Consider the following 21,759-nt stretch of genomic DNA (forward strand, 5'->3'; position numbering starts at 1 on the left):
GGGATAGAAACACTTTATCTCATGCTATGTTTTAATGTATCGTTTGGAACAAGAGAAGAAATATTGAACCGAACGCATTGATTGTGATTCGGTTTTTTGATGTGTATTTTTATGGGAAAATAGAAGGAAGGAGCTCGTGAAATGGATAGGAAAGAACAAAAGTCAATTATTGAAGGCCTTTTATTTGTTTCTGGTGATGAAGGGATTTATCCAGAACAAATAGCGAAAGTTCTTGAAATTGAAATGAATGAAGTAATTAATATTTTAGAAGAAATGCAAAAAGAATGTGAAGGTGCAAACCGTGGTTTGCAAATTGTACAGTATGCAAAAGTATATCGTTTTGCTACAAAGAAAGAACATGCTTCATATTATCAAAAATTAATAGATACACCAACAGCTGCTTCACTCTCACAAGCTGCCCTTGAAACGTTAGCGATTGTTGCATATCGTCAACCAATCACAAGGACTGAAATGGAAGAGATTAGAGGAGTTAAAACCGATAAGGCGTTACAAACGTTGGTTTCACATTTACTTATAAAAGAAATGGGAAGAGCAGAAGGACCAGGGCGTCCTATTTTATACGGAACAACAAAAGAATTTTTGGACACATTTGGATTGAAAACATTAGATGATTTACCGCCGCTTTCTGAAGAGAATGAACAAATGAATGAAGCGGATTTATTCTTCGGTTCCTTACAAGAGATATCGAAATAAAAGCTTAGCATTTTGCTAAGCTTTTTTTGTATATCAATTATTTACAGTGCCATACTAAATGAAAAAAGGAGACGAGTTATGAGAGGTATGCGGATTATTCTATTATTAGTTTCTGTTTTATTATGTTTTTCTTTAAATAGCGCATCAGCTAAAAGGTATATGATGTCTATTCATACTACGTCTCCTTTACATATGCATCGGCAACATCTTAGTAAAATGAAAGTGAGCTTTTTAAAAGTGGGGCAAGGTGATGCAACACTTATCATAATGCCAAACGGACAAACAATGTTAATTGATGGAGGACCTTATGAAGCAGGAGAGGTTATTATTCAGAAATTAATTGAGAAAGGGATTAATCATTTAGATGTAATTGTCAGTACCCATCCTGATATGGATCATATAGGGGGGCTAATTCCAATTGTAGAGCAAATGCCGGTATCGCTTATATTAGATAGCGGAAAAACATATAGTTCTCTTACTTATCATACATATCGGAATAATATTAAAAAAAGAGGGATACCTTTCGTTTCAGTAAAGGAAGGACAATATATACCGCTGGATCCACATGTTTCTATACAAGTATTAAACAATGGGAAATCAAAAGATGAAAATAATGAATCCTCAATTGTTTTAAAGGTGCGATATGGAAAAGCGGATTTTTTATTAATGGGTGACGCGGATGTACGGACAGAACATGAAATATTAAAACAATTTGATGTACATGCAGATATTTTAAAAGTGGGGCATCACGGCTCGTATACTTCAACAAGTGAAACGTTTATAAAAAAAGTGGAACCGCAGTTTGCTATTTTGTCTTACGGGAGTAGTAATCCGTATGGACATCCTCATCAAAGTGTAGTAAAACGCTTAAAAAGGCACGGTATAATGGTATATAGAACGAATAAACGTACAGTAGAAATAGAAACAGATGGTGAACATGTTATGTTAGAGTCTAGCGGGTTAATGCCATTGTTGAAGTGATTTCTATATTAGGGGTGGATACTGTCCCTTTTTGGAAAAATGAATAATATATATTATAATTATAAGGGACGTAAGAAATTTCCTTTTTTGTTGAATAAAAAGGAAATTTCATTAGAATGTATAGACAACTACTCGTGCATATATTAAGATGGAACTAGGCGAATAAGGTAATAATAACAAGTAGGTATTTCATGGGAAAGGATCGATGAAAATGAAAACGCAAATTGTCATCAATGCCAAAATTTACACAGGTCAAGAAATAGTGGAAAACGGATTTATCCGTTACGCAGAAACCATTAAAGAAATTGGTTTGATGGCTCAATATGTACCACAAGAAAATGAAACTGTTTTTGATGCTACAGGGAAGATTGTAATTCCAGGTATGATCGATGTTCATATTCATGGTGGATACGATATTGATGCGATGGATGCAAATAGCGATGGGTTAGTAACTCTAGGTAAAGAAATGTTAAAAGAAGGGGTTACAACTTACTTCCCGACAACAATGACACAAGCTCCAGAGGCAATTGAAGCAGCGCTAACTGCTGCGAAAGAAGCAAAAGAAAAAGGAGCGCATTTCGAATATATTCACTTAGAAGGACCTTATGTTTCAAAGAAACGTGCAGGTGCACAACCACTTGAACATATCGTTCCTGCAAATATTGAGCAATTTAAACAATGGCAAGAAGCAAGTGGGAATTTAATTAAATTAGTAACATATGCACCAGAAGAAGAGGGAGCATTAGAGTTTGAACAATATCTTGCTGAAACTGGTGTAGTGGGCACAATGGGGCATACAGATGCAATTGATGCGCAACTAAAAAATAGAAAGATTACACATGCGACACATTTATACAATCAAATGCGTGGATTACATCACCGTGAACCAGGAGTTGTTGGTCATGTGTTATTAAATCCAGATGTAATGGTTGAAGTAATTACAGATGGTATTCATATTCACCCTGATATGGTGAAATTAGCATATAAGTTAAAAGGACCGAAAAAAGTAAGTGTTATTACTGACGCAATGCGCGCAAAAGGTCTTGAAGATGGATTATATGAGCTTGGCGGACAGCCGGTACATGTAAAAGATGGTAGTGCTCGATTAGAAGATGGAACGTTAGCTGGTAGTATTCTAAAAATGGATCAAGCTTTCCGAAATGTAATTGAATTTACAGGTTGTTCAATCGAAGATGCAGTACTGATGACATCAGTTAACCAAGCAGAAGAGTTTGGATTAAATAATAAAGGTGCATTAGCAGTAGGAAAAGATGCAGACTTTGTTGTGATGAATGAAGATTTACATGTATATGATACGGTTCGTTTAGGAATTCATATGAAGGAAGGGAAGTAATTAAATGAATATTCTTGTTGTAAAAACTCCAGAAGAACTAGCAGAAGCAGGTTATAAATTAATTGAAGAAGTTGTAAAAACAAAAGAAAATCCAACATTAGGAATGGCTACAGGAAGCTCTCCATTAGGTATTTATGCAGAAATGCGAAAAAATAAACTTGATACAAGCCGTGTAACCACTGTAAACTTAGATGAGTACGTAAATTTACCACATGAAGATAAAAACAGCTATCACTATTTCATGCAAGAACAGTTGTTTGATCATCTTCCATTTAAACAAACTTATGTACCAAACGGGATGGCAAGTGATTTAGAGGAAGAGTGCAAACGTTACGAGGGCATTCTAACTGCTAACCCAGTTGACCTACAGATTCTTGGAATCGGTGAAAACGGTCACATCGGATTTAATGAGCCAGGAACACCGTTTAATTCTCCAACGAACATTGTTGAATTAACAGAATCTACACGCCAAGCAAACCTTCGCTTCTTCGAAAAAGAAGAAGATGTGCCAACTCATGCGATTACAATGGGAATTGGAAGCATTATGAAAGCGAAACAAGTTCTACTTGTTGCTATGGGTTCTAAAAAGGCAGAAGCTGTTAAAGAATTATTGCAAGGTGAATATAGTGAAGAGTGTCCGGCTACAGTTTTACAACGTCATCCGAATGTAACCGTAATCGCAGATCAAGAAGCTCTATCTTTATGCAGTGAGGCGATTGCTGATGAACATCGACAAGTATTCACCATTTCCGATCTATTATCAGATTCAAGAGTGGGTGAAACAGCTAATTGAGGACGGCGAATGGAAGCCGGGAGATAAAATCCCATCTGAGAATGAACTTTGTGATAAGTTCGAAGTGAGTCGTATGACAATCAGACAGGCGATTAATAATTTAGTGGAACAAGGCTATTTATATCGGAAGCGTGGAATTGGAACATTTGTCCAACTTCCGAAAGTGGAACAAAAATTGCAAGGAATGACGGGATTCACAGAAGATATGATTTCTCGTGGAATGAACCCAAGTAGTCAATTACTTAGTTTCCGCCTAGTTCCAGCTACTGCTAAAATAGCAGACCGGTTGAGAATACAGGAGGGGGAATCGGTTTATGAAGTGAGGCGTATTCGCTTAGCTGATGATGAACCGATTGCTTTTGAGACGACATATTTGTCGCCAGCTCTTGTAAAAGATATTAACGAAGAGATATTGCAACAATCTTTATATGAACATTTAGAGAAAAAACTGGGCTTTAAACTTGTTAGCGCTACTCAGTCAATTGAAGCTTCTGTTGCGACGGAAAATGAAGCTGAACATCTGCATATTCCTAAAAAGGCGCCTGTACTTGTAATGCGTCAATGGTCATATTCAGAAGGTGAGATACCGCTAGAGTACGTGAAATGTATTTATCGTGGAGATCGTTATAAATTTATTACGAATATCGCACGTAACAAATAGTATATTTCAGTTTGTGAAGTACAGTCGAAATGAAAATGGATAACATGTAAAGAAATAAAAATACGACTCATCCTTATAAGGAATGAGTCGTATTTTTATTATGAGCAATTACGTGGTTAACAGCATCTTTGACGTGATTTACTACATAGTGAGCGTGTTTTTTTACTGCATCATCTGCTTGCGACATAGCAAAACTGTGAGGAGTTAAAGAAAACATAGGAATATCATTGTAAGAATCCCCTATACAAGCAATTTCCTCAGGTTTTATTTGAAACTCATTTAATAAAACAGAAATGGCAGAGCCTTTACTAACATTCGGTGGCATTACATCTAAACATTGTTCTGCTGAGATGAAAGTACTAACTTTCCCGTGGAATTTTTCATCAATTTTTTTTTGAAGGAGTTGTAAGCTCTCCTTTGTTCCACCGACAGAAATTTTATTTGGGAAAATTGTATCATCAATCTTCTGTAGTAAGTTTGGTTCTTCAACAGAAGTCATTGTTACTTGTTGTTCAAGTTCTTGAATAAAAGGTGTTCTCTCTTCAATGTAATAATTATGCTCATCACTTACATAACGGAAATAAGGATTTTCATTCGTCATAGCTAACAAATCGGGAAGTATGCTGGAATCAAAAGTTGCAGATAATAGTTGTTTATTTTCATGTGTATATACAAAAACACCATTTACACTAATACGATGAAAATTTGTATTTACAGCTTTCATTAAGTCTGCAATTTCATTATCAAGTCTTCCGGAAGCGAAGCAAAGAATAACATTTTGCTCGGCGAGGCTGCGTAGTGCTGCAACATCTTGTTCATCAATAAGACCTCCGTGTTGCATCATTGTACCATCGATATCACTTACAAACATTTTAATCATGCTGTTATCTCCTTTCTATGTACAGTTGCTCTTACATTATACGCATCATATATAAACATGTCTAAAAAATGAATTTTTATTAAATGGCAGATGTTTTACATTGACGACAAAGAAGAATATTCTGTAACATAAAAGTAGGCTATTTAAGTACGAGGGTGGTGTTATATGAATAATTATCTAGAAATTAAAAAAGTTTTAAATAATAATGTCATCATTGCTAGCCATCCTGAACACGAGGAAGTAGTAGTGATTGGTAAAGGAATTGGATTTGGGAAAAAAGCGAAAGATGTATTGGAGCAAGAACAAATCGAAAAAATGTTTGTCTTAAAAAATGAACGTGATCGTGAACAATATAAATTATTAGTGCCGCATGTTAGTGAAAAATTAATTGAATTGATGAACGATATTATGCTGTACATTCAAGAAAAAGCGAAATCTCCACTAAATGAACATATTCATATTGCGTTAACAGATCATATTTCATTTGCAATTAAAAGGTTAAAACAAGGACTTACAATTGATAATCCTTTTTTAGTTGAAACAAAAATGCTCTATCCGGAGGAGTATGAAATTGCGGAAGGTGTTGTAGAACTTTTAAATTCTCGTTTGCAAATTACATTGCCAGAAGGAGAAATTGGTTTTATTGCACTTCACATTTACAGTTCGCTTACAAATTCTGATTTATCTTCAGTTAATCAAAACTCCCGTCTCATTGCACAACTTGTATCTTTAATTGAGACAAACTTAGAAATTACATTAGATCAAGAGAGCATTCATTATTTACGCCTTATTCGTCATCTCCAATATGCTATTGAGAGGGTGAAAAAAGGAGAAAAAGTAGAAGAATCGCAAAGTTTTGCTGATTTATTAAAGGCGGAGTATCCAGTTTGCTATAACGTAGCTTGGAAGCTAGTTAAGGTCATGCAAAAAGAGTTGCAACTACCTGTATATGAAGCTGAAAGTATTTATTTAACGATGCACTTGCAACGCTTAGTCAAGGCAGAGCATGTGTAATAAGTCATATATTTTTGTCTAAAATGAAAACGTTAAAAAAAATGATTGAATCGCTTACAATAGTTATGTATAATAACTATTGCAAAGTTATACAAATTTCGACAAACACATTAAGGTGAGTAACGAAAACGTTTGCCTTAATTATAGTGAACTTATACGTAAACCTATTTTTGACACGTGTTACTGATTCGATCAGGCATGAGTGGAGAAAAGTAAGGAATGTAAGCTAGAGAAAGGGATATACTACCCTTTGTATAGCTATCGTTCTATCTTTTTTTCCTCATGTCTTTTTGGCGTTTGTCGGAAGGTATCAATATAGATAAGAGAGGAAGGGTTTCCATGTTTAAGAAGATCTTTGGTGTTCTTCAAAAAGTCGGAAAAGCGTTAATGCTTCCAGTAGCGATTTTACCGGCAGCAGGTATTTTACTTGGATTTGGTAATGCATTTCAAAATCCACAGTTAACAAATGTTATTCCTGCTTTAAAAGCAGATTGGTTCGTAATGGTTGCAAAAATTATGGAACAATCTGGTGATATTATTTTCGCTAACCTTGCATTATTATTCGCAGTTGGGGTAGCAATTGGTTTAGCTGGTGGAGATGGAGTAGCTGGTTTAGCAGCATTCGTCGGCTACTTAATTATGAACAAAACGATGAGTGTGTTCTTAGAAGTAGATAAGCTAGTGAAAGTAACAAGTTCTGGAGCAGACCCAGTAAAAATTGGATTTGCAGATCCAGCGTATGCAAACGTATTAGGTATTCCAACGCTACAAACAGGGGTATTTGGTGGTATTATCGTCGGTATAGTAGCGGCATATTGCTATAATAAATACTTCAACATTGAATTACCATCATACTTAGGTTTCTTTGCAGGTAAGCGTTTCGTACCGATCGCAACTGCAACATTCTCTTTAATAGTAGGTATTATCATGTGCTTCGTTTGGCCATACATTCAAGGTGGCTTAAACACGTTCTCACATCAAATGATTGATGCAAATAGAACAATCGCAGCATTTATATTCGGTTTAATTGAACGTTCATTAATTCCATTTGGACTACATCACATTTTCTATTCACCGTTCTGGTTCGAATTCGGTCAGTATACAAATGCAGCTGGCGAATTAATCCGTGGTGACCAAAAAATCTTTATGGCACAGTTAAAAGACGGTGTAGAATTAACAGCAGGTACATTTACAACTGGTAAGTATCCGTTCATGATGTTCGGTCTTCCAGCAGCAGCTTTAGCAATGTACCATGAAGCACGTCCAGAAAATAAAAAATTAGCAGCAGGTATTTTAGGTTCTGCAGCATTAACATCTTTCTTAACAGGTATTACAGAGCCACTTGAATTTTCATTCTTATTCGTAGCGCCAGTATTATTCGGAATTCACGCTGTATTTGCTGGTCTATCATTTATGACAATGCAAATTTTAGGTGTTAAAATTGGTATGACATTCTCTGGTGGTTTAATTGACTTCCTATTATTCGGTGTATTACCAGGCCGTACAGCATGGTGGTGGGTAATTATTGTTGGTCTTGTACTAGCAGTTATTTACTACTTCGGATTCCGCTTTGCAATCCGTAAATGGAATCTAAAAACACCTGGTCGTGAAGAGGCAAATGCGAATGACGGTGCAGGAAAAACAGAGGCAGGCGAACTTCCTCGTGAAGTATTAGTAGCACTTGGTGGTAAAGAAAACATTGCTTCTTTAGATGCTTGTATTACTCGTTTACGTGTTCAAGTTAACGAACAAAAGAATGTAAACAAAGACCGCTTAAAAGAACTTGGAGCAGCTGGTGTACTTGAAGTTGGAAATAACATTCAAGCTATTTTCGGACCGAAATCTGACACATTAAAATCACAAATTCATGATATAATGTCAGGTCGTACACCTCATGTTGAAAAAGAAGAACCTGTAAAAGTGGAAGAAACTCCTCAAAAAGTTGATGAAAATGAAACAATTGTATCACCAATCGAAGGGAAAATCTTACCAATTACAGAAGTGCCTGACCAAGTATTCTCAGGAAAAATGATGGGAGACGGATTTGCAATTGAGCCAACTGAAGGAACAGTAGTTTCTCCAGTTAATGGTGAAATTGTCAATGTATTCCCTACAAAACATGCGATTGGTATTCAATCTGAAGGCGGAAAAGAAATTTTAATCCACTTTGGTATTGATACTGTAAAATTAAATGGTGAAGGATTCGAGGCACTTGTAGCACAAGGTGATAAAGTGAAGCAAGGCCAACCATTATTAAAAGTAGATCTTGCATTTGTAAAAGAAAATGCACCATCTATCATTACACCAATTGTATTTACAAACTTACAACAAGGGCAACAAGTCGAATTGAAAAAAGATGGAAATGTTAAGAAGGGCGAAACCGCTATTATTGACATTCAGTAGGAATTTGACGCAAAATGTTTATAATTATAATAGGCGATGTGGTTGACCGAACATCGCCTATTATATACAATAGATGATGTAGTACTCACGTCTATACAACTAAAAAAAACTGTAATTTAAAGGAGATAAATAATCATGGAAAAAATCTTTAAAGTAACTAGCGACTCAGGAATTCATGCTCGTCCAGCAACTCTACTTGTAAACACTGCAAGCAAATTCGGTTCTGACATTAACTTAGAGTATAACGGAAAGAACGTTAACTTAAAATCAATCATGGGCGTTATGTCTTTAGGCATTCAACAAAACGCAGAAATTAAAATCACTGCAAATGGTGATGATGCAGCTCAAGCACTAGCAGCTATCGAAGAAACTATGAAAAACGAAGGATTAGGAGAATAATGACTCTTAACATTCAAGGGATCGCTGCATCAAGTGGGATTGCTATTGCAAAGGCTTTCAGACTTGAAAATCCTGAATTTAACATCGAAAAGAAATCAATTACAAACGAAGCTGCAGAAATTGCACGCTTAGACGCTGCGCTTGAGAAAGCAAAAACTGAATTAGAAGCTATTAAGGACCACGCATTTGCTGAGCTAGGTGCTGACAAAGCTGCGATCTTTGAAGCACATTTATTAGTGTTAAATGATCCAGAACTAGTAAACCCAGTAAAAGATAAAGTAAATAGCGAAAAAGTAAATGCTGAATTTGCAATGGATGAAGTTGCATCAATGTTTATTTCTATGTTTGAAAACATGGATAATGAATATATGAAAGAACGTGCTGCGGACATTCGTGACGTAACAAAACGCGTTCTTGCACATTTACTAGGAATTAACTTCTCAAATCCTGGTACAATTTCTGAAGAGGTAATCATTATTGCTGAAGATTTAACACCATCTGATACAGCTCAGTTAAACCGTAAGTATGCAAAAGGTTTCACTACTGATATCGGTGGACGTACATCTCACTCTGCAATTATGGCTCGTTCTATGGAAATTCCAGCTGTTGTTGGTACGAAAGTTGTTATGGAGAAAATCCAAAACGGCGATATCGTTATCATTGACGGTTTAGATGGAGAAGTAATTGTAAACCCATCAGAAGAAACTCTTCGTTCGTTTGAAGAAAAGAAAGCGAAATTTGAAGAGCAAAAAACTGAATGGGCAAAATTAAAAGACCAAGCTACTGTAACAAGTGATGGACATCACGTTGAGCTTGTTGCAAATATCGGAACACCAAATGATGTACAAGGTATTATCGATAATGGCGGAGAAGGCGTTGGCTTATACCGTACAGAATTCTTATACATGGGTCGTGACAATCTTCCAACAGAAGAAGAGCAGTTCGAAGCGTATAAAGCAGTTCTTGAAGGTGTAAAAGAAGGTCAACCAGTCGTTGTTCGTACACTTGACATCGGTGGAGATAAAGAGCTTCCATACTTACATTTACCAAAAGAAATGAACCCATTCTTAGGATACCGTGCAATTCGCTTATGTCTTGATGAGCAAGATGTGTTCCGTACACAACTTCGTGCATTACTTCGTGCTAGCGTATACGGTAACTTAAAAATTATGTTCCCAATGATTGCAACTCTTGATGAGTTCCGTCAAGCAAAAGCAATTTTATTAGAAGAGAAAGCGAAACTTGTAGAAGCGGGTACAACTGTTTCTGATTCTATTGAAGTTGGTATGATGGTTGAAATCCCAGCTTCAGCTGTATTAGCAGATCAATTCGCGAAAGAAGTTGACTTCTTCTCTATCGGAACAAATGATTTAATCCAATACACAATGGCTGCAGACCGTATGAACGAACAAGTATCATACTTATACCAACCATATAACCCATCTATTTTACGTCTTGTAAAAATGGTTATCGATGCTGCTCATAAAGAAGGCAAATGGGCTGGTATGTGTGGTGAGATGGCAGGCGATTCACTTGCTATCCCATTATTATTAGGATTAGGTTTAGATGAGTTCAGTATGAGTGCAACATCTATTCTTCCTGCAAGAACACAACTAAGCAAGTTGTCAAAAGCAGAAATGGAAACATTAGCAGAAAAAGCATTAATGATGTCAACTGCTGAAGAAGTTGTTGAACTAGTTAAAAGCATATAACCAATAAAAAAACCTGAGTCGATTTGAAATCGGTCTCAGGTTTTTTCTATGAGAAAAATAAATCTTATTTTCTTACTATAGAGGATAAGGAACGGAATTAGATAGCGATAGCAACGATATCAGTTGGGCATACACGTAAAATACCAGTAAAAGTATTTCGATTTTGATTGTTCTTATCGTCTTTATTGTTATCTTTGTCGTCTTTGTTATTACGAGCTAAAGCAGAGAAAAGAGCAACACCGTTAGCGAAACCTTCAAAAATTACATTGTTGAAAGTGCCATTACCTCTAATGCTTAAAAGAGAAAGCTCTGTTCCAACTGAAATGCTAGCAAGTACGTTACATACAGCTGGTTGTTGTGGTCTAACTACTTCTCTCTCTTTCTCTTTCTCATGATGTCTGCACTCTCTTTCATGATGATGACAGTCTCTAAAGTTATCACAGCATCCAAATGATCCAAACATAATCCTCATCACCCCCTTCACACTTATAATCTATGTAAGTTCGGTAGTGAGTGACTGGACAGAGAGTGGAATTTTTTCTAGGGGATTTTCTCATTTTAAATGACTAGCTGGGTGTTTAGTACGGAATGATGTTTAAAATAGGGGAAATATAACAAAAAATGTAAAAACCACCGAAATAAATGAAATAGGTAGCCTTTACACTTTTTTACTTTTATATAAAACGATGATATATACAGGAAGAGCTAGGAGTAGTGGTACAATGGATCGTGCAGTATGTTTTTCTGATTCTAATTGGAATGCTTCTTCTTTTGGGAATTGTAAAATGGAGATGTTTGCGGCATCACCAATAAAATATAGAAGCAGTACAGTTACTATGTAACATAAAAGTGCGATAAAGCTTCCGTATGAACTCAATGAAAATCCCTCTCTTGTTATCTATTTGTTATCATTGTATCACAATTGTAACAAAAACACACGGGTATATTTCAACACCTAAACAAAATTCGACACAAAACGTCAAGTTTATTTATGATAAGGGAATAGAATATACTTTTCCATAAGTATAAATGTCGAATGATTTGTAGTAATATTACAAAAGTATGACAGGGAATAAAAAAAACGAAGGCAATGTAGTTACCTTCGTTTTTTATTATTTTGCCCACTCACTCACTTGCTCTACGCTCATACGAGGTGCAGGGTGTCCTTTTAAAGTTGATTCACCAATTGTAATAAGCATAATTGGAACGTAACGAGATGAAACGTTAAATTCGTCTGTCAGTGCTTGTGGATTGAAGCCACCAATAGCACAAGTATCCCAACCAGTTGCTTTAGCTGCAAGCATAAGTTGCATTGCTGCTAAAGATGCATTTGAAAAGGCAGCATCTCTTGGGAATTGTTCACGAGCATATGCAGATTCAATATTTTTAGCTAAGCGTTCTTTTGCTTCTTCTTTCATAAATCCTTGTTCTACAATTGGACCATATACTGGCTCAACATTTTTATAAGCTTCTAAATCACCTAAAATAGCGACTACTGCAGAAGCATCAAGAATTTGTTGTTGGTTATAAGCTATTGGGTGTAATCGTTTTTGTACATCTTCACCTTGAAAAACGAGGAATTTCCAGTGTTGCAAGTTCCAAGCGGAAGGTGCTTGTGCTGCGGCTTTTAAAATCTCATGTAATTCTGTAGATGAGATTTCTTTATTTGGGTTGAATGCACGTGTAGATGTGCGTTCATATAGAACGTTAAAAAAGTTGTCGTTTGTCATTGTATATCCTCCAAATTGTATATCGAATTATTTTCAAAAAAATAATATACACTACTTACATTTTGTAAGTTATCGAATTTAAGAATATAATATCTTTATTTTAATTGTCAAGTTTTAAAAATAAGCTAGGGCATTCATACAAACGATACAATTCCTACAATCATACACTAAAAAAGGAATTTATAGAGTGAAAAGCGAAGATAACATTCTCAATTAGCTTGTTAATATGTATCTCTCACAAATTAAAGTTTATTGGAGAACAGTCTTTTAAAAAAGTTTGTGAGGAATTCAGTAGAACAAGATATATGAAGTGAGTGAAGACTAGTGATGAACATACTACATTTTTTATTAGAGAATACGGTTTTCCAAAATGTGTTACAAGATCTGCAGTTAAATGTCCTTTATATAGAAAATGGATGTAAGCATCAACAAACGGTAGAAAATATCCATCCAAAATGTATGTTTATAGCAAATAGTTTTGAAGAGGGCGAACTATTATTTCAAAGAACGAAACCACACATTATCATTACGTATGTAACAGATTATTCTCAAATAAAATATATAAAGAATATGTATACTCCGCACAGTACATTCATTGTCATTTGGGATCAACAAATAACAAAAGAATTCACAGATGTACTTGCATTAGGAATACGTAATATTGTAATAGCTCCTGTAACTCCGCAAGCAGTGTTAGAGGAAGTGAATAAGAGTTTGTATCAACTTTCTTTAGTAAGGCAAGTCGGTTTGCAGCAGGAATTGCTTCAAACGATGTTTGATTTTCAAAATGATCTATTATTTATAGTAGAAGATGATGAGATTGTTGATTGTAATACAAATTTTTTAGCTTTTTTTGGATATGAAAATCTGTTTGCCTATCGTGAGCAACATTTAGTATTTGCTGAACATTTTATTAGAGAAAGTGGATACTATTCGACGACGCATGATATCACATGGTTAGACGATACTTTATCAAGTGGTAGAAGAATTAAGATGCTAAATTATGAAGGGGTAGTATCCACTTTTTTATTACGTGCGACACCATTGCCAGAAGATTTATCAAGATTTATTGTAAAGTGCACGGAAATTACAGAATTAGATGAAATCTATCAAGAGCAAGAAAGACTTGCTATGGTAGATTCATTGACAGAGATTTATAATCGTTTAAAGTTTCAACAAATACTAGAGGTAGAGTGGGAAAAGGTAATACGTAGTGATGAGAAAATAGCTATCATTTTATTTGATATAGATAATTTTAAAACGGTTAATGACACATATGGTCATGATTTTGGTGATTTGGCATTAATACAACTTGCAGAGCTTATGAAATCTAAAGTGGAGCAACAACATGTATTTGCAAGATGGGGAGGAGAAGAATTCATTATATTAGTGACAAATACAGTAGAAAAGGAAGCATTTCAAGTTGCGGAGTCATTACGATTCTTCATTGAAACAAAGCAATTCACTGGAATTTCGAAGCTAACAGCTAGCTTTGGAGTTGCGTTATATGAACAAGGAACTACAAGAGAAGAATTAATGCAACGAGCGGACATTGCATTATATGAAGCGAAAAAAAATGGGAAGAATCAAGTATGTGTGTATAGAAAAGAAAAAATGTAATTTTTCGCAACAAATTGTTGCGATTTTTTTTTATTGTTTGATAATAGAATAGGGGGACAATTTTTAGCGAAGGAATTATGGAGGATCAATATGATAAAAAAAGTAATGGTGATGGCTTCACTGTCTGCTATAGTTGGCGGCGGAGTATACTATTTTCTTGTTAGCCCCAATATAAAGGAAAACACTGTATTAACAACTAAAGTGAATCCTACTATTGAATCAGAAGTACAAGGGAATATAGAAGAAAAAGAAGAGCAACAAATTGATTATGCTAGCATATCTCAAAAATTAGATCAATATTTAGTCGGAAAGCAATTTAATGGAACAGTTTTGGTAACAGATAAAGAGCGTGTTATATTGAATAAAGGATATGGGTATGCTGATGTTCAAAATAAAATAGAAAATACGCCTCAAACAAAATATCGTATTGGTTCTATTACGAAAACAGTTGTTGCCACATCTATTTTACAGTTGCAAGAACAAGGTAAATTGAATATTCAAGATAATGTAAATAAATATATTCCTTCATTTCCGGAGAATAAAAATATTACACTATATCATTTGTTAACCCATACCTCTGGTTTACCTGAACATGCGAAAGGGAATGTGAATGCTGCTTCCCGTTTACAGTTAGTTAATTGGATTGGACGTCAAAATTTAGAATTTCCTGCAGGAACAGGTTGGAGATATACAGATTATAATTATATGGTTCTTGCTTATATAATAGAACATATCTCGAAAAAACCTTTAGGAGATTACATAAAAGAAAACATATTTGTAAAAGCAGATATGCATGAATCCGGTATGGGAAATATGGTACCTGGAGATAAAAATTTTACAAAGGGTTATGTGAAAAAAAATCAAGAGCTTGTACCAGCGCAGAAGTTAGGCATGGATTGGCTATATGGTTGTGGTGAGATGTATACGACAGTTGGAGATATGAAGAAGTTAGACGAAGCAATTATAAGTGGAAAACTTCTTTCTGAACAAAGTATACAAGCAATGTTTTCGCCTTCAGCAGAACGGAAATATGCATTTAGTTTTTATATATATCCAGATTATTTTCATAATCATGGTGTATTATCTGGTTGGAACACTTTCAATAATTTTAATAAAGAAAAAGGAATTTTTGTTATGTTATTTTCAAATGTAAAAAATAGTATGGATGATGACTTTAATAAAGAGTTCCGAAAGATGGTAAATGATTTATTAGAACAAAGGGGATGAGAAAATGGAACATAAAACTTTATCAATAGGTTTCATTGGTATTGGCGTAATGGGAAAAAGTATGGTTTATCACTTAATGCAAGATGGTCATAAAGTATATGTATATAATAGAACGAAAGCAAAAACAGATTCTTTAGTGCAAGATGGTGCACAATGGTGTGATACGCCAAAAGAGTTAGTGAAGCAAGTTGATATTGTAATGACAATGGTTGGATATCCACATGATGTAGAAGAAGTGTATTTTGGTATAGAAGGAATTATAGAACATGCAAAAGAAGGTACGATAGCAATTGACTTTACGACATCTACACCTACTTTAGCAAAACGTATTAATGAAGTTGCAAAAAGCAAAAATATATATACGTTAGATGCACCTGTCTCAGGAGGAGATGTTGGTGCGAAAGAAGCAAAACTCGCAATTATGGTAGGTGGAGAGAAAGAAATATATGATAGATGCTTACCTTTACTTGAAAAGTTAGGAACAAACATTCAATTACAAGGACCAGCTGGGAGTGGACAACATACAAAAATGTGCAATCAAATTGCGATTGCTTCCAATATGATTGGAGTATGTGAGGCTGTTGCTTACGCGAAGAAGGCTGGACTGAATCCAGATAAAGTGTTAGAGAGTATTTCAACAGGGGCAGCAGGTAGTTGGTCATTAAGTAATTTAGCTCCTCGAATGTTAAAAGGAGACTTTGAGCCAGGATTTTATGTAAAGCATTTTATGAAAGATATGAAAATTGCTTTAGAGGAAGCAGAAAAATTACAATTACCAGTCCCAGGCTTAAGTTTGGCGAAAGAATTGTATGAAGAGTTAGTTAAGGATGGCGAAGAAAATAGTGGAACACAAGTATTATATAAAAAATATATAAGGGGGTAAACGAGGTGGACCTTCAAAAGTTTGATGAGATGATTGATACTGTACAGCGAGCTACTTGTATGCAAATTAATGAAAAACAAAAAGAAGCTTTTAAACAAAAATATGATTTTGAACCAGACTTTGAATATGGAAGAGATGAGAAGGGGCATTATGTAATTCGAACCTCTAAAAAGATGTTAGAAGAAATGGAGTTTTATTTGGCATTGAAATATGATCGTGATGGAGTGGATCTTTATATGCAAGCTGAGATTGACGGTATATTTCATGTATCTGTTAGCTATGGTGAAGATGCCCTACATCTACAAGAATTGTTTCAATTTCTAGAAGAAAATAAATAAAAGTCCTCATTTGAGGACTTTTATTTATTTAGTCATTATAAGTTAGAAGCGCGGCGACATCGTTCAACTGGGAATGGGATAATTTGTGCGATGTGATTAGGACCAAATTGTTTTGTACGAGCATGGCGTATTATATAAAAAGCACACAGAATTGAAACAGGAATAGCGCCGAATAAACCAAATAATAAAGCGCTTACACAAGATGCGACAAATCCTAAAACACCAATTTCTAACTCTTCCATAATAGCTCCTAAAATAACAGGAAATGCCCCACATGTAACTCCAAGTATAAGTGCGATAAGTAAGCTCATGATTATCCCCCTCTGTTTGCGATATTATTTTCCTTCTTAGTTAATTGTAGTATATCACATGCAAAACAGAATTTTCAGAAAAATTTCAATAAATGTTCAATAAATGTTCAAAAAATACACTTGAAAAATCAAGGCGTTAAATTTGTGATGAAATGGTACTTTTGAGTAAATAAAAAATCAGGCTTATTTCAAAAGTGAAATAAGCCTGTTCCATAGGAGGATGTATATATGTAGAGTGAATAAAAGTTTGGAAAAGGGGATCCAAGTCCTTTTATTCAACTAACTACCTTAATAGATTGGAACCCAGCCTTCAGTTGTCACAAAAATACGAATAGCTACAACTTGACGATCATCTTGCAAGGTAAAATAATGTCTTGCATTTTCTGGAACAGATATTAGATCGCCTGGCTCAAGTTCAACATCAAAGAATTTCCCATCTTTGCCTTCAATAGCGAAAATGCCATGACCACTGACGATAAAGCGGACTTCGTCGTCTGTATGATGATGTTCTTTTTGGAAATTAATTAATAATTCGTCAAGGTTAGGTGTGCTATTTGAAAGTGAAATTACATCATGTGCTTTATAACCTCGACGTGCTGAAACATCAGCGATTTCTTTTGAAAAAACAGCTAATATTTCAGCTTTGTTTTCATCTGTTAAAGAATAATTTTCATTTAAATGAGTAGGAAGTTTAGAAATATTCCATTTCTCATATAAAACGCCTTCCTCTTGTAGAAATTTAGATACTTCCACTTCATTTTCAATACGAGTATTTACTTCATGAATACGAATTTGCGCCATTAGAAACGCCTCCTTGAATTGATAGTAGTTTTATATGAAATTGGAATAAAAACTCATAAGCTTCTAATCTCTTCTTTGCATCAAAGCTATCTCGGCCCCATACGGTAATACCGTGGTTACGGATTAATACCGCTCCCGAATCACCTTGTATATGCTTTCGAAAGTTTTCTCCAAGCGTTGGGATATGGGCATGGTTTTCGATAATAGGAATGTGAATTGTTGCACCTTCTTCCCAAATATCGAGAGCTTTAATAATTTCTTGATTTTGAAGGGTAACTGCATCACTATATAAATTTGTGATGACATTATTATCAGTTGTATGAACATGAAGTACGCACCCGGCATTCGTATTGTTATAAATATGTGTATGCAATATTGTTTCTGCTGAAGGGCGTAATTCAGTCTCTAAAACGGGAACTCCTACATGATCTACTAATAGAAAATCATCTGGAGTGGTTTTTGTTTTATCTTTACCGCTTGCTGTAATGAGAAAAGTAAGTGGCTCATGACTAACTTTTATAGAAATATTACCACTTGTTGCTGGGAACCAATTTCGAGTTGTTAATTCTTTTTTTATCTCGCTTAAGTCATACCATTGACGAAAAAGTTGTTTCATGATTTCACCTCCAACAAATGTTTTAATTCATTTTGAATATCATGGAATGTTTCAAACGGTGTATAAGCAATATAATTCTCTTCACACTTTGTAATAAGGAAGTCACGAGCAAATACTTTATCTGCTTGTTTCGCAGCTTGTAAATCAGTAATTGAATCTCCAATCACAATATGGAAGTCATTCGTATCACTTAATTTTCGGATGAGTGATGATTTACATAATCCGCAATGATTTTGACAATGATGATCACAAGGATGAGGCCAATTCACCGTAATGTATTCATTTGAAAAATCTGTTTCATTACAGTAAATTTGCTCTTTTGGAATGAGTCCTTGTAAGAGTGGATAGACGAAGAAATCCATTCCACCTGATATAACGTAAAAAGAAATGTTATTTTCATTTACAAATTGTATAAATTCATGAAAACCATTACGAATTTCAGCAGTTTCTATTAAAAATTGAATAATTTCATCGTGCAGATGAGTAGGTATTAATCGAAATAATTGAGAAACACCTTCTTGAATAGATAGCTCTTGTGATAAAATTCTATTCTTTACTTCTTCAGCTTCTGGTGGTGCGAATTTTTCCATAATGGACATAATGTTATCATTATTTGTAATCGTGCCATCGAAATCACAAAATACTTGAATACTCATAATTTCACCTCATGAGAGGGATTTCCCCATATTTGTAGTGCACTATGCAAATTTATGTCATCTACTTCATGGAGTGGTTTATTTTGCAAAGTAGCATCAATTGCAGTACGGAAAGCTTTACCACCGCCTTGCGCTCCATTTGGATGTCCATGTATCCCGCCGCCAGCATTAATAACAACATCTTTACCGAAATCTCGTACAATAAAGGGAACGAAACCAGGGTGAATACCAGCAGATGGAACAGAAAAGCTCTTCTTGAAAAATGCATCGTCTTCAGTTAAATATTTTGAGATAGCAAGAGCTTCCTCTTTTTCTAGCGCAACACTTCCGTATGGAGATGGGAATAATGAAAAGTCAGCCCCAGCATAGCGTAGTAGCTTTCCGAGTAATAATGGAGATGAAATTCCATATAACTTAGATGCTGAATAAGCACCACTTACAGCAGGGTGTGCCATAATAGGAACTGGGATTTCATCATCTTCTGCAAGTGATTGCAGTACATCTAGTCCGTAAGCAAATACGTTAAATAATAGAATATCAGCTCCAGCTTGCACTGCACGTTTCGCATTTTCTTTTAAATCAAAAGTTCGTCCTGTTAAATTTACGGCATATAACGTTTTATGTCCGTATGTTTCATATACGGATTGTAAAACTTCTTTTCCAGATACAATGCGTTTCGTAAGTGGTGTTAATGCATTTTCAAATAATATTTCATCATCTTTTACTATATCTACACCACCACTTGCTTGATCACGTAATTGCGTTTTTAAATACCCAATATTTCGTCCAATCATTCCTTTAAAAATACTCATTAAAAGGGGACGATCATGCACTTGTAAAAGGTTTCGAATCCCATCTATCCCGAATTTTGGACCAGGAAAATGTTCTTTCAATTCTTCTGAAAAAGTTAAGTCAATTAATTTTACTTCGCCATCAAGGGATAGCTTTCCAAATGTAGTCGTTAAAATTGCTGGTAAATCTGGACTGAAGTTTAATAACGGATATTCGATTTTAATAATTCCGCGTTTTACTTTTTTACGTAAATACGAATTCGTATGTTCATGTTCAGCTAATTCCTCAATATGAATGACGTTGCCTTTATGCTGTTTTAATTGTTCTTGCAATAATTGTGGCAAATGAGTCCAAGAGCCAATTGTTAAACCAAGTGCAATTTGCTCAGCCTTTTTTTCTAAGTTATGTGAATCATCATGGATTAAATACGTCGCTATAATTCCGCTCATTGTTATAACCTCCTAGTTAAATAAAAAAACCTCTCAGCTAAGGAGAGGTTTTTTTACAACCAGCTCCTTATCTGTCAGCATAATGCTGCGAGAATTAGCACCGTGTCTACGATTGTAGATCGGTTGCCGGGTTTCGTCGGGCTCGTCCCTCCACCTGCTCTTGATAAGAAGTATTTAGAAATGTTTAAATTTTTAAGATAACTGAATTTTGTCAGATATTTTTCATGTTGTCAATTACTTTTTGAAAAAATTTAATTTATCAATTCGATTAATGGCTTCTCGTAATCTATCTTCTGTATGCAAGAGACCAACACGGACATACCCTTCGCCATGTTCACCAAATCCAACACCAGGAGCAACTGCAACGTGTGCTTTTTCTAGTAAAATATCAGAAAATTGCTCGGATGTATAACCTTCTGGTACAGGAAGCCATGCAAAGAATGATCCGGTTGGAATGTCTACATTCCAACCAATTGAGTGACAAGCTGAAATAAGAGCGTTTCTCCGAGATTCGTAACTATTTACAAGATCTACTACACAAGACTGTGAACTTAATAGTGCTTCGCGAGCAGCATCTTGAATTGCACCAAAAATACTAACATACATATGATCTTGCAATAGGTTAATGGTTTCGATGACACTTTCATTTCCAACTGCAAAAGCAATACGCCAGCCAGCCATATTGAAAGTTTTTGATAACGTGTAAATTTCAATTCCTATATCTTTCGCACCATCTGCTTGCAAGAAACTAACAGGTTTTTGACCATCAAATCCGATAGCACCGTAAGCGAAATCGTGAACAACTAATATATTATGTTTATTAGCAAAATGAATGGTTGTATCAAAAAAATCTTTTGATGCAGTAGCACCTGTAGGGTTATTTGGATAGTTTAAAAACATTAACTTTGCCCGTTCAGCGATAGAGTCGTCAATTTTTTTATAATCCGGTAAAAAATGATTTTCTGCAATAAGCGGCATGGTTTCAAAGTGTGCCTTTGCTAAGGCAACCCCAGATAAATAATCTGGATAGCCTGGATCCGGAACGAGAATTGTATCACCAGGATTTGTAAAACAAATTGGTAATTCTACTAGTCCAGCCTTCCCACCAAACAAAATAGCAACTTCAGTTTTTGGGTTTAATTCGACGCCGTATTCACGTTTATAGAATGTAGTCACGGCTTCCTTTAAGCTTTCATGTCCGCGAAATGGCGGATATTTATGATGAATGGTCTTTTCGGCAGCATCTTGTAAAGCTTTTACGATATGCTGCGGTGTTGGTTGATCTGGATTACCTTGACCTAGATTAATAACATCGTGACCAGCTGCAACGACTTTGTTAACTTTTGCAACAAGTGAAGCGAAAAATTGTGTTGGCAATGATGTTACTATCTCAGAAGGTTGAAATAATTTCATACTTTCCACCTC

The 21,759-nt window shown here is 35.1% G+C and carries 23 protein-coding genes and 1 riboswitch; of the genes, 13 read left to right on the forward strand and 10 right to left on the reverse strand.

Translation table 11 applies throughout. From position 1 onward, the window contains the following. Window positions 1-141: 141 nt before the first annotated feature. From scpB to MRP26_RS06575, 5 genes are all read left to right on the forward strand, one after another. Window positions 142-714: a segregation/condensation protein ScpB gene (gene scpB / locus MRP26_RS06550; protein ID WP_095690253.1), complete on the forward strand. Its 573-nt coding sequence runs from the start codon at window positions 142-144 to the stop codon at window positions 712-714. Window positions 715-792: 78 nt separating this feature from the next. Further along, window positions 793-1,695, forward strand: coding sequence for a ComEC/Rec2 family competence protein (locus tag MRP26_RS06555; RefSeq protein ID WP_168410241.1), 903 nt, complete (start codon window positions 793-795; stop codon window positions 1,693-1,695). A gap of 211 nt (window positions 1,696-1,906) precedes the next feature. Continuing rightward, the gene (nagA, locus tag MRP26_RS06560; RefSeq protein WP_001987227.1) at window positions 1,907-3,049 is read left to right on the forward strand and encodes an N-acetylglucosamine-6-phosphate deacetylase; all 1,143 of its coding nucleotides are present in this window, start codon (window positions 1,907-1,909) and stop codon (window positions 3,047-3,049) included. Window positions 3,050-3,053: 4 nt separating this feature from the next. Next, window positions 3,054-3,842 (forward strand): glucosamine-6-phosphate deaminase, encoded by a 789-nt coding sequence (gene nagB / locus MRP26_RS06565; RefSeq protein ID WP_001024208.1) that lies wholly within the window; start codon window positions 3,054-3,056, stop codon window positions 3,840-3,842. Continuing rightward, the gene (locus MRP26_RS06575; RefSeq protein ID WP_014894892.1) at window positions 3,772-4,503 is read left to right on the forward strand and encodes a GntR family transcriptional regulator; all 732 of its coding nucleotides are present in this window, start codon (window positions 3,772-3,774) and stop codon (window positions 4,501-4,503) included. The genes nagB and MRP26_RS06575 overlap by 71 nt, the downstream gene beginning before the upstream one ends. A 73-nt stretch (window positions 4,504-4,576) precedes the next feature. On the opposite strand, the gene MRP26_RS06580 is transcribed toward MRP26_RS06575, so the two are convergent. Then, a complete protein-coding gene (locus MRP26_RS06580) occupies window positions 4,577-5,383 on the reverse strand; it encodes an HAD family hydrolase (RefSeq protein WP_242806051.1) in 807 nt (268 codons plus the stop codon). A gap of 165 nt (window positions 5,384-5,548) precedes the next feature. Between MRP26_RS06580 and glcT the strand changes: the two genes are divergently transcribed. From glcT to ptsP, 4 genes are all read left to right on the forward strand, one after another. Next, the gene (gene glcT, locus MRP26_RS06585) at window positions 5,549-6,397 is read left to right on the forward strand and encodes a glucose PTS transporter transcription antiterminator GlcT (RefSeq protein WP_001067322.1); all 849 of its coding nucleotides are present in this window, start codon (window positions 5,549-5,551) and stop codon (window positions 6,395-6,397) included. A gap of 339 nt (window positions 6,398-6,736) precedes the next feature. Further along, window positions 6,737-8,800: a PTS glucose transporter subunit IIABC gene (gene ptsG / locus MRP26_RS06590; protein WP_061659903.1), complete on the forward strand. Its 2,064-nt coding sequence runs from the start codon at window positions 6,737-6,739 to the stop codon at window positions 8,798-8,800. 135 nt (window positions 8,801-8,935) lie between these two features. After that, window positions 8,936-9,199, forward strand: a complete 264-nt coding sequence (gene ptsH, locus MRP26_RS06595; protein WP_000411080.1) for a phosphocarrier protein HPr — start codon at window positions 8,936-8,938, stop codon at window positions 9,197-9,199. After that, on the forward strand, window positions 9,199-10,911 hold the full coding sequence (gene ptsP, locus MRP26_RS06600; protein WP_000174216.1) for a phosphoenolpyruvate--protein phosphotransferase: 1,713 nt from the start codon (window positions 9,199-9,201) through the stop codon (window positions 10,909-10,911). Before ptsH ends, ptsP begins: the two co-directional genes overlap by 1 nt. Before the next feature lie 97 nt (window positions 10,912-11,008). Here the strand turns inward: ptsP and MRP26_RS06605 are convergent, their stop codons facing one another. The 3 genes from MRP26_RS06605 to MRP26_RS06615 form a co-directional block, all read right to left on the reverse strand. Then, entirely contained in the window at window positions 11,009-11,374 is a 366-nt protein-coding gene (locus MRP26_RS06605; protein ID WP_000468017.1) for a DUF3915 domain-containing protein, read from the reverse strand. Between the two features lie 195 nt (window positions 11,375-11,569). Continuing rightward, window positions 11,570-11,788, reverse strand: coding sequence for a hypothetical protein (locus MRP26_RS06610; protein WP_000100485.1), 219 nt, complete (start codon window positions 11,786-11,788; stop codon window positions 11,570-11,572). A gap of 235 nt (window positions 11,789-12,023) precedes the next feature. Next, on the reverse strand, window positions 12,024-12,641 hold the full coding sequence (locus MRP26_RS06615) for a nitroreductase family protein (protein WP_000180387.1): 618 nt from the start codon (window positions 12,639-12,641) through the stop codon (window positions 12,024-12,026). A gap of 327 nt (window positions 12,642-12,968) precedes the next feature. Between MRP26_RS06615 and MRP26_RS06620 the strand changes: the two genes are divergently transcribed. The 4 genes from MRP26_RS06620 to MRP26_RS06635 all read left to right on the forward strand — a co-directional run bounded on the left by MRP26_RS06620 (window position 12,969) and on the right by MRP26_RS06635 (window position 16,709). After that, complete coding sequence (locus tag MRP26_RS06620; protein ID WP_001023187.1) at window positions 12,969-14,261, forward strand: GGDEF domain-containing protein; 1,293 nt, start codon at window positions 12,969-12,971, stop codon at window positions 14,259-14,261. 90 nt (window positions 14,262-14,351) lie between these two features. Further along, entirely contained in the window at window positions 14,352-15,488 is a 1,137-nt protein-coding gene (locus MRP26_RS06625) for a serine hydrolase (protein ID WP_142245152.1), read from the forward strand. Window positions 15,489-15,492: 4 nt separating this feature from the next. Then, complete coding sequence (locus MRP26_RS06630; RefSeq protein ID WP_053563711.1) at window positions 15,493-16,371, forward strand: NAD(P)-dependent oxidoreductase; 879 nt, start codon at window positions 15,493-15,495, stop codon at window positions 16,369-16,371. A gap of 5 nt (window positions 16,372-16,376) precedes the next feature. Next, window positions 16,377-16,709: a DUF3909 family protein gene (locus tag MRP26_RS06635; RefSeq protein WP_000365617.1), complete on the forward strand. Its 333-nt coding sequence runs from the start codon at window positions 16,377-16,379 to the stop codon at window positions 16,707-16,709. A gap of 35 nt (window positions 16,710-16,744) precedes the next feature. Here the strand turns inward: MRP26_RS06635 and MRP26_RS06640 are convergent, their stop codons facing one another. From MRP26_RS06640 to MRP26_RS06665, 6 genes are all read right to left on the reverse strand, one after another. After that, a complete protein-coding gene (locus tag MRP26_RS06640) occupies window positions 16,745-17,020 on the reverse strand; it encodes a hypothetical protein (protein ID WP_000054659.1) in 276 nt (91 codons plus the stop codon). A 288-nt stretch (window positions 17,021-17,308) separates the two neighbouring features. Beyond that, complete coding sequence (locus MRP26_RS06645) at window positions 17,309-17,821, reverse strand: 1,2-dihydroxy-3-keto-5-methylthiopentene dioxygenase (protein WP_000057317.1); 513 nt, start codon at window positions 17,819-17,821, stop codon at window positions 17,309-17,311. Continuing rightward, window positions 17,799-18,437 (reverse strand): methylthioribulose 1-phosphate dehydratase, encoded by a 639-nt coding sequence (locus MRP26_RS06650; protein ID WP_000811341.1) that lies wholly within the window; start codon window positions 18,435-18,437, stop codon window positions 17,799-17,801. The genes MRP26_RS06645 and MRP26_RS06650 overlap by 23 nt, the downstream gene beginning before the upstream one ends. Continuing rightward, entirely contained in the window at window positions 18,434-19,093 is a 660-nt protein-coding gene (gene mtnX / locus MRP26_RS06655; RefSeq protein WP_000027487.1) for a 2-hydroxy-3-keto-5-methylthiopentenyl-1-phosphate phosphatase, read from the reverse strand. The genes MRP26_RS06650 and mtnX overlap by 4 nt, the downstream gene beginning before the upstream one ends. Next, window positions 19,090-20,334, reverse strand: a complete 1,245-nt coding sequence (mtnW, locus tag MRP26_RS06660; protein WP_000014203.1) for a 2,3-diketo-5-methylthiopentyl-1-phosphate enolase — start codon at window positions 20,332-20,334, stop codon at window positions 19,090-19,092. The genes mtnX and mtnW overlap by 4 nt, the downstream gene beginning before the upstream one ends. A 64-nt stretch (window positions 20,335-20,398) precedes the next feature. Then, a riboswitch (SAM riboswitch) is annotated at window positions 20,399-20,504 on the reverse strand. Between the two features lie 64 nt (window positions 20,505-20,568). Beyond that, window positions 20,569-21,747, reverse strand: a complete 1,179-nt coding sequence (locus MRP26_RS06665; protein ID WP_053563713.1) for a pyridoxal phosphate-dependent aminotransferase — start codon at window positions 21,745-21,747, stop codon at window positions 20,569-20,571. Window positions 21,748-21,759: the final 12 nt, after the last annotated feature.

Source organism: Bacillus sp. CCB-MMP212 (assembly GCF_022748145.1).
Taxonomy (GTDB): Bacteria; Bacillota; Bacilli; order Bacillales; family Bacillaceae_G; genus Bacillus_A; species Bacillus_A cereus.

Excerpts from the sequence above, each read along its gene's own strand:
- scpB (WP_095690253.1), top strand. The coding sequence starts at position 142 with ATGGATAGGAAAGAACAAAAGTCAATTATTGAAGGCCTTTTATTTGTT.
- MRP26_RS06555 (WP_168410241.1), top strand. The coding sequence starts at position 793 with ATGAGAGGTATGCGGATTATTCTATTATTAGTTTCTGTTTTATTATGT.
- nagA (WP_001987227.1), top strand. The coding sequence starts at position 1,907 with ATGAAAACGCAAATTGTCATCAATGCCAAAATTTACACAGGTCAAGAA.
- nagB (WP_001024208.1), top strand. The coding sequence starts at position 3,054 with ATGAATATTCTTGTTGTAAAAACTCCAGAAGAACTAGCAGAAGCAGGT.
- MRP26_RS06575 (WP_014894892.1), top strand. The coding sequence starts at position 3,772 with ATGAACATCGACAAGTATTCACCATTTCCGATCTATTATCAGATTCAA.
- MRP26_RS06580 (WP_242806051.1), bottom strand. The coding sequence starts at position 5,383 with ATGATTAAAATGTTTGTAAGTGATATCGATGGTACAATGATGCAACAC.
- glcT (WP_001067322.1), top strand. The coding sequence starts at position 5,549 with ATGAATAATTATCTAGAAATTAAAAAAGTTTTAAATAATAATGTCATC.
- ptsG (WP_061659903.1), top strand. The coding sequence starts at position 6,737 with ATGTTTAAGAAGATCTTTGGTGTTCTTCAAAAAGTCGGAAAAGCGTTA.
- ptsH (WP_000411080.1), top strand. The coding sequence starts at position 8,936 with ATGGAAAAAATCTTTAAAGTAACTAGCGACTCAGGAATTCATGCTCGT.
- ptsP (WP_000174216.1), top strand. The coding sequence starts at position 9,199 with ATGACTCTTAACATTCAAGGGATCGCTGCATCAAGTGGGATTGCTATT.
- MRP26_RS06605 (WP_000468017.1), bottom strand. The coding sequence starts at position 11,374 with ATGTTTGGATCATTTGGATGCTGTGATAACTTTAGAGACTGTCATCAT.
- MRP26_RS06615 (WP_000180387.1), bottom strand. The coding sequence starts at position 12,641 with ATGACAAACGACAACTTTTTTAACGTTCTATATGAACGCACATCTACA.
- MRP26_RS06620 (WP_001023187.1), top strand. The coding sequence starts at position 12,969 with ATGAACATACTACATTTTTTATTAGAGAATACGGTTTTCCAAAATGTG.
- MRP26_RS06625 (WP_142245152.1), top strand. The coding sequence starts at position 14,352 with ATGATAAAAAAAGTAATGGTGATGGCTTCACTGTCTGCTATAGTTGGC.
- MRP26_RS06630 (WP_053563711.1), top strand. The coding sequence starts at position 15,493 with ATGGAACATAAAACTTTATCAATAGGTTTCATTGGTATTGGCGTAATG.
- MRP26_RS06640 (WP_000054659.1), bottom strand. The coding sequence starts at position 17,020 with ATGAGCTTACTTATCGCACTTATACTTGGAGTTACATGTGGGGCATTT.
- MRP26_RS06645 (WP_000057317.1), bottom strand. The coding sequence starts at position 17,821 with ATGGCGCAAATTCGTATTCATGAAGTAAATACTCGTATTGAAAATGAA.
- MRP26_RS06650 (WP_000811341.1), bottom strand. The coding sequence starts at position 18,437 with ATGAAACAACTTTTTCGTCAATGGTATGACTTAAGCGAGATAAAAAAA.
- mtnX (WP_000027487.1), bottom strand. The coding sequence starts at position 19,093 with ATGAGTATTCAAGTATTTTGTGATTTCGATGGCACGATTACAAATAAT.
- mtnW (WP_000014203.1), bottom strand. The coding sequence starts at position 20,334 with ATGAGCGGAATTATAGCGACGTATTTAATCCATGATGATTCACATAAC.
- MRP26_RS06665 (WP_053563713.1), bottom strand. The coding sequence starts at position 21,747 with ATGAAATTATTTCAACCTTCTGAGATAGTAACATCATTGCCAACACAA.